Raw genomic sequence first — 6,757 nt, 5'->3', positions numbered from 1 at the left:
AGGCACGCTGTGAGCGGGCGCCGTGTCCAGGGTGCGGGCGGAGGTGTAGCGGACGGCGAGTGTCATCGTGTCGTCAGGGTCCCTTCAGCGCGGACCGGTGCCCACGGCTGCCGAGCGGCTTGGCAGCCGTGGCCGTGTGGTCGGCGCTCGTGTCGTGCGGTGGGGTGTCGTTGTGCGGCCGTGGGTCTCGCGGCGCAGCGGGAGTGGTCAGGTCGCCGGGGCGTTGGTGTCGCCCTCCCCGGCGACAAGGGGCAGGCCGTAGAACGCGGTCGCGGTGCCGGCGAGGAGCGCGTGGACGTCGCTGTCGCTCCAGCCGGTGAGCAGTTCGTCCACGGTGGCGACCCACCGGTTCCAGCCGCCCGCCAGGTTGGCGACAGGCCAGTCCGAGCCGAACATCAGCCGGTCCGGGCCGAAGGCGGAGACCAGCACATCCCAGACGGGCCGGATGTCGGCGGTGGTCCAGTGGGTGTGGTCGGCCTCGGTGATCAGTCCCGAGACCTTGCACACCACATGCGGGTGGCCGGCCAGCAGCCGCACCCCGCGTTCCCACTCCGTGAGGTCCTGCCGGGCGATGTCCGGCTTGCCCGCGTGGTCGAGCACCTGGGGCAGGTCGGGGAAGCGTTCCGCGAGCCGGATCGCCTGGTCGAGCTGGTGGTCGCGGACGAGTACGTCGTAGCGCAGTCCGCGATTACGAGCGGCCCGCAACCCGCGTTCGACCTCAGGGAGTTGAAGCCAATTCGGGTCCGTCTCCCCCTGGACCAGGTGCCGCAGGGAGCGCAGATACCCACCACCCGGCCCGGCGATCAGACGGTCGAGCACGTCACCGATCGCCGGGGACGTCAGGTCGGCCCAGCCGACCACGGCCTGGATCAGCGGCTCCTGTTCGGCGAGCGCGAGCAGGTCCTCGGTCTCGGCGACCTCCGCGATGCACTGGACGACCACCGTGCCGTGCAGCCGCCGGCCCGCGATGGGGTGGGTGGCGGTGGAGCGCAGGTCGTCGGGGGTGAAGGTGCGGCGGATCGACACGACGTCGGGGTCGTCGAGCCAGGGTTGCGGACGGGGGGAGAGGTCCCACAGGTGGTGGTGGGCGTCGACGAGCACGGGTGCGTTCACGAGGGGATCCAAGTCGGGTCGGGCTGGTGCGGGCCGGGTCAGGCGGTGGCGTCGTCGCCGGGCGGGCTCAGGTGCCAGATCTCGGGGAGCTCGGTCCACTGGCGGCCCGCGCCCCGGTCGGGGAAGGGCTCCTGGCACGGGTCGGTGAGCTTCCACCAGCGCTGGGTCTCTGGGTCGGCCTCGATGGTCGCCATGTCCGCCTCGAAGTCGTCGCCGTGGTACTCCATGTAGGCGAACAGCACGTCACCGTGGAGGTAGATGCTGTAGTTGCGGATGTTCGCCCGGTGCAGGGCGGCTTCTACTCCGGGCCAGACGGCGGAGTGGAGCCGGAGGTACTCCTCGCGGTGTTCGGGGCGGAGCCTGATGGTCTGGGCGATGCGCTTCACGCCGATTCCCCTGTCGTGTCGGTGGAGTTGGTTCGGTCGGCCGGGTTGTCGAACGGTGTGCGGTAGCTGGGAGTACGGGTGCGCAGGCCCAGCCGCAGGGTGAGCCGGATGCGGGTGGAGGCGGGCAGACGGACGGTCAGGTACGGTCCGTCGCATGTGGCTTCGGTTTCGGTGACGGCCGGCTCGGTGTGGCCGTAGTCGTACATGTCGCCGATCCAGCTGTCGTCCGTGCAGGTGGTGTAGCGGACGGTGGTGATGGTGTGTTCGGCGAAGGCGCCGGCCTGGACGATGAGCGTGCGGTCGGTGTCGGGGGAGAGGTTGACGAGTTCGACGGTGGTTGCTGCGGGGTCGATGGAGGTGACCAGGGCGGCGATGTCGGCGGGCAGGCCGGCGCGGCGGGTGTCGGCGTCGTGGTAGCGCAGCCTCGCCTGCTGCAGACCGCCCTGGTATAGCACCTGGGGGCCGCCCCAGGTCAGCTGCACGAGGGCCTCGGTGGCCACTGGGTTGCACTGCTGCCAGACGTGGATGTCGGCCTCGGGCACGTCCAGGTCGCGGTAGCGGTCGATGCGCCGCAGCCGGTGGCGGATCTGGGCCTGGGCGGTGGCGAGGATCCGCTCGGGGTAGTCGGGGTCGTCGCCGGCGAGGAAGGCGAACCAGGCCTTCTCGTGACCGGACTCCTCCTTGGCGCGGAACGGGCGTACGGTGCGCCAGTCGATGCTGTCGGCCTCGCGCAGCCGCTCGAGGCGGGCGCGGTCGGCCGGGGAGGAGGTGTGGTGCCACAGGGCCACCGGTACGGGGGGTGTGGCCGGGTTGTAGTCGAACCAGCCGGAGTCGTTGTGCCGGAACGGCAGGTGGAGGGTGGGCGTGTGGCGGTCGTCGGGGCCGAGTTCGACTGCCCATTTGGAGGGCAGGCTGGAGTCGGCCTCGGTGTGGGGCATGACCTTGGCGTGGTCGATGAGGGTGTCGAGTGAGGTGGCGATCATGGAGAGGTAGTCGTCGTCGCCGGTGGCTGTGGCCGCTGCGAGCGCTGCCACGCAGGCTGCGTGGCCGAGGCTGTGCCAGCCGTGCGGCCAGGACCAGCCGTAGTGGCCGCCGTACCAGCGGCCTTCCAGGAGGCTGCCGACGACGCCGTCCGGGCCGACGTTGTCGGGGATCAGGCCGCCGTTTTCCTCGGTGCGTTCGCGCCAGGCGCTGACGTACTCGATGATCCAGTCGCGGTAGCGTTCCTGGCCGGTCAGGATCCAGGCGTTGAGGACCAGTCCGGCCGCGGCGAGGTTCATCGTGGTGTCGCCGACGCCCATCCGGTCGCGCATCTGGTCGCCCAGGCGTGGGTCCGCCGAGAGCGGGTAGGGGCCGTCGGCGGCCTCGGGCAGCCAGTCGAGCGGGTAGCCGTAGGTCTGGGCCTCCTTGAGCAGCCAGGGGTAGACGTCGCCGTCGAACAGGCCGGTGCGGTCGGGGTCGCTGCCGTTGTGGGGGCGGGTGATGATGCGGTGTTCGGGGTCGTAGTTGCCCTTGGCGGGGTCGACGTACAGCTCGGCGAAGCGCAGGGCGCGCTCACGCCAGCGGTCGGGGGCGGCCATGCACAGGAAGTACAGCAGGAGCAGGCTCTCGCCCTGGTGGAACCAGTCGTAGCCGCGCTCGTACTCGTCGCGCAGCATGTCCAGTTCGGTCAGCTGCCTGGTGACGCCCTGCCAGTGCTTCTCGCTGGCGGGCAGCAGGTCGTCGGCGCCGCCGAGGAGGTAGAGCTGGGGCCAGTTGAAGAACACTTCGTAGAAGTCGTCGACGCCGTCGCGGGTGGTCAGGCGGCCGGTGTAGTTCAGGCGTCCGTCGGGGCCGGTGAAGGCGTCCTCGAAGCGGCGCCAGGCGTGGTCGAGCAGGTCGAACAGGGCGCGCTGGGCGACGGCCCAGCCGGGGGGTTCGAGCAGCGGCACCGTGGCCCCGACATCGAGGACGGGCGGCGGGGTGCCCTCGGCGCGGCCGTCGGGGTGAGAGTCGAAGGGCATGAGAGCGGTCACTCCTTGGTGGCGCCGGCGAGCATTCCGCTGACCAGGAAGCGCTGGGCGAACAGGAACACGACGAGGACGGGTGTGATGGCCACCAGCGTGGCCAGGGCCAGTTGCGGGCGCTGGATCGCGAGGTTGCCGACGGTCGGGTTGAACGAGGGCACGTTGCTGAGCAGGCTGCCGACGCCCACCTGGACGGGCATCTGGTCGCTGTCGGGGAGCATGACGTAGGGCAGGAAGTAGTTGGTCCAGTTGGCGACGAAGCTGAAGAACCCGACGAGCGCGATGACGGGGGTCGCCAGCGGCAGCGCCACATGCCGGAACACGCCGAACTCGGAGCAGCCGTCCATGCGGGCTGCGGCCAGGAGGTCCTTGGGCACGGCAGTGGTGAAGTAGATGTAGGTGAGGTACACGCCGAACGGGTAGAACGAGTACGGCAGGATGATCGACCACATCGTGCCGATCAGGTGCACCGCGTTGATCTCCAGGAACAGCGGCACCACCAGCGTGGCGTTGGGCATCAGCATCACGACCAGGGTCGCGATCAGCAGCGTGCGCCGGCCGCGGAACTCGGTCATCGCCAGCGCGTATCCGGCCGGTATGGCCAGGCAGAGCGTGATGACCAGGGAGATCGCGGCATAGAGCGCGGAGTTGCGCAGCCACAGCAGGATGGCGTCGTCCTGGAAGGCGGTGAGCGCGTGCCAGTTGACTCTCAGCGCGTGCCAGGACCCGAAGGACAGCGGGTTGTCGTGGACCAGCTGCTGGTCGGTCTTGGTCGCCGCGAGCAGCAGCCAGATCACCGGGAGCACGAAGAACACCACGAAGACGGTGAGTATCGAGCCCGCCAGCAGCCCGGAGGCCACGAGCTGCGGGTGCCGGCGGCGCCGGCGCGGTTCCCCGTGTGGGGTTCGGCTCATGGTGTACGCATCCCCTTCCGTGCGTGGGGCGTTGGCAAGAGGGGTGGCTCGGGTGTCAGTCGGCATCGAAGAACCCCGATCGTGCGACGAAGACACCGGCGACCGACACGCTGACCACCAGGAGCTCCACCGAGACGGCGGCGGCGCCGTTGATGTTGTTCATCTGGAAGGCGAAGTCGTAGGTGAGTTGGTTGAGCGAGTAGTCGCGGCCGGCCACGCCCGTGCTGGCCAGGGAGAGCAGCTGCGGCTCGACGAAGAGCTGGGCGCCGCCCGCGAAGGCCAGGATCACCATGTACACGATCCACTTGCGGAGCATGGGGATCTGCACCCGCCAGGCCGTCTGCCAGCCGTTCGCACCGTCGATGCGGGCGGCCTCCATGACGTCCTTGGGGATGTTGTTCAGTGCCCCGTACATGACGACGATCCAGCCGCCCGCGCCGGTCCAGAACGCGATGACCGTGAACAGCAGCGCCAGGTTTCCGGGGGCGATGACCTCCCCGAAGGTGTGGAAGCCCAGCGTCTCCAGCAGGGAGCTGACCGGGCTGACCGTCGGGTCGAGCATGAACAGCCACACCAGGACGCTCGCGGCACCGGCGAGCGCTCCGGGGATGTAGTAGAGGAAGCGCAGTGCCTGACTGAGCGGTCCGGAGGACAGCCGGTGCAGGAGCAGCGCGAGGACCACGACGAACACCACGAGCGAGACCAGCCAGAAGACCAGGTACAGGGCCACATGGTCCAGGGAGTCGACGAAGCGGAAGTCCCGTGCCGTGGTGACGAAGTTGGACAGGCCGGTGAAGGCGCCTGAGGCGTTGGTGAACGCGAAGTAGATCGCGTAGCAGGTCGGAAGGACGCCGAAGGCGATCAGCAGCAGTACGTAGCCGGCGACGAATGCCACGCCGGCCCGGCCCTGCCGGGAGGTGCCGCGAGGGCGCCCCCGGACAGAGCCGGCCGAGGAATGCGTGAGGGTCACTTGGCGACCTTGTATCCGTCGGCCTGGGCGTACTTGACGATCGAGTCCTGCCAGGCGGGCAGCAGCGACTCGATGGTCTTGCCCTGCGTCAGGCCGGGCTTGACGGTGGCGGCCCAGATCGCCTCCTGGCTGAACTGGCCCGAGCCCCAGTCGGACCACACCTGCGAGGCGGCGTCCTTGAGGGCCGTGAGGTCACCGGCGAAGTACCCGGAGGCCGCCTGCGCCTTCAGCCAGTTCTCGGCCGCCGGCGCGTACGCCGGGAAGCCGGGGGCCTTCGCGCCCTGGTAGGCGTTGTCGGTGGTGACCCACGTCAGGAAGTCGGTGGCCGCCTTGAGGTGAGCGGAGTGCTTGGACAGCAGCCAGGTCCCGCCGCCGACGTTGCCGGTCGACGGCGCGGTGTCGCCCTGCCACTGCGGGATGGGCGCCACCGCGATCTGCTTGGCCGGGGTCTTCAGCCCGCTCTGGAAGACCGCGCCGCCGTACCACGCCGGGCCCGGCATCAGCAGGACCTTCTTGGCCTTGTTCTTGGCGAAGTCGGTGCTGAAGACGCCGCTGATCGACATCGACTTGTTCTTGATGAGTACGTCCAGCAGCTTGGCCATCTTGGTGCAGGCCTCGCTGGTGGTGTTCACCGACACGGCCTTGGGGCCGGTGATGTGATTGGCGCCGCACTTGCTCGCCCACAGGTAGATCTCCGGGGTGAAGGTGTCACCCGCGTCACCCACCAGGTAGCCGGGGTGCTCCTTGGCGACCTTCTCACCGAGCGCCTGGTAGGCCTCCCAGGTCGTGGGCACCGTGTAGCCGAACTGCTTCAGCAGCGGCGCGTTGTACCAGAGCACCGCCTGGGACAGGTCGTTGCGCAGGCAGTACAGGGTCCCGTCCACCGTGCAGACGTCGTTGGCACCCTTGGCGAACCCGCCGAGGGTCGCGTCCGGGATCAGGCCCTTGTTCAGCGGCGCCGCGAAGCCCGCGTCGACCGCCCAGCTCGCCTCGTTGTTCTGGGAGCTGAAGACGACATCCGGCCAGCCCTTGCCCGTGCGGTTGAACAACTGGACCTTCGTCTGAAGGTAGTTGGAGCCGTTGGCGTCGCCGTCGTAGCTGACGATGTGCAACTTCACGCCCGGGTGCGACGCCTGGTACTGCTTCGCCGCGGCCAGGCGGGTCGCGTCCACCCATACCGTCAACGCCCCCTTGTCCTGCGCGGCCTGGGCGAAACCGTCCTTGGTCGTCGTACCGGCGCCGCCACCGCCGCCACAGGCGGTCACGGTCAGCAGCACCGTGGCCGCACAGCCGGCCAGCAACGCGGCACGTCTCCTGCTGGTCCCTGTCTCCTGGTCGGCCGATGGCTTGTAGACGGACATGAGCGAC

6 protein-coding genes are annotated in these 6,757 nt (G+C 69.4%); all 6 read right to left on the bottom strand.

What is annotated here, in order from left to right; translation table 11 throughout:
- Positions 1-207 precede the first annotated feature (207 nt).
- Genes ACWCRD_RS17185 through ACWCRD_RS17160 form a run of 6 tightly spaced genes read right to left on the bottom strand, consistent with a single transcriptional unit; the run spans position 208 to position 6,750 of the window.
- The gene (locus ACWCRD_RS17185) at positions 208-1,113 is read right to left on the bottom strand and encodes an amidohydrolase family protein (protein WP_450966621.1); all 906 of its coding nucleotides are present in this window, start codon (positions 1,111-1,113) and stop codon (positions 208-210) included.
- Between the two features lie 38 nt (positions 1,114-1,151).
- Positions 1,152-1,499 carry an L-rhamnose mutarotase gene (locus ACWCRD_RS17180; protein WP_450966620.1) on the bottom strand — a complete coding sequence of 116 codons (348 nt, stop codon included), beginning with the start codon at positions 1,497-1,499 and terminating at the stop codon, positions 1,152-1,154.
- Positions 1,496-3,502: a hypothetical protein gene (locus ACWCRD_RS17175; protein WP_450966619.1), complete on the bottom strand. Its 2,007-nt coding sequence runs from the start codon at positions 3,500-3,502 to the stop codon at positions 1,496-1,498. Before ACWCRD_RS17175 ends, ACWCRD_RS17180 begins: the two co-directional genes overlap by 4 nt.
- Positions 3,503-3,510: 8 nt before the next feature.
- On the bottom strand, positions 3,511-4,419 hold the full coding sequence (locus ACWCRD_RS17170; protein ID WP_450966618.1) for a carbohydrate ABC transporter permease: 909 nt from the start codon (positions 4,417-4,419) through the stop codon (positions 3,511-3,513).
- Between the two features lie 55 nt (positions 4,420-4,474).
- On the bottom strand, positions 4,475-5,389 hold the full coding sequence (locus ACWCRD_RS17165) for a carbohydrate ABC transporter permease (protein ID WP_450966617.1): 915 nt from the start codon (positions 5,387-5,389) through the stop codon (positions 4,475-4,477).
- Positions 5,386-6,750: an ABC transporter substrate-binding protein gene (locus ACWCRD_RS17160; RefSeq protein WP_450966616.1), complete on the bottom strand. Its 1,365-nt coding sequence runs from the start codon at positions 6,748-6,750 to the stop codon at positions 5,386-5,388. Before ACWCRD_RS17160 ends, ACWCRD_RS17165 begins: the two co-directional genes overlap by 4 nt.
- Positions 6,751-6,757 lie beyond the last annotated feature (7 nt).

The organism is Streptomyces sp. NPDC002092, from assembly GCF_053593775.1.
This window is presented reverse-complemented; position numbering and strand designations above follow the sequence as displayed.

Coding starts and splice junctions, on each gene's coding strand:
- ACWCRD_RS17175 (WP_450966619.1), bottom strand. CDS start 3,502: ATGCCCTTCGACTCTCACCCCGACGGCCGCGCCGAGGGCACCCCGCCG.
- ACWCRD_RS17170 (WP_450966618.1), bottom strand. CDS start 4,419: ATGAGCCGAACCCCACACGGGGAACCGCGCCGGCGCCGCCGGCACCCG.
- ACWCRD_RS17160 (WP_450966616.1), bottom strand. CDS start 6,750: ATGTCCGTCTACAAGCCATCGGCCGACCAGGAGACAGGGACCAGCAGG.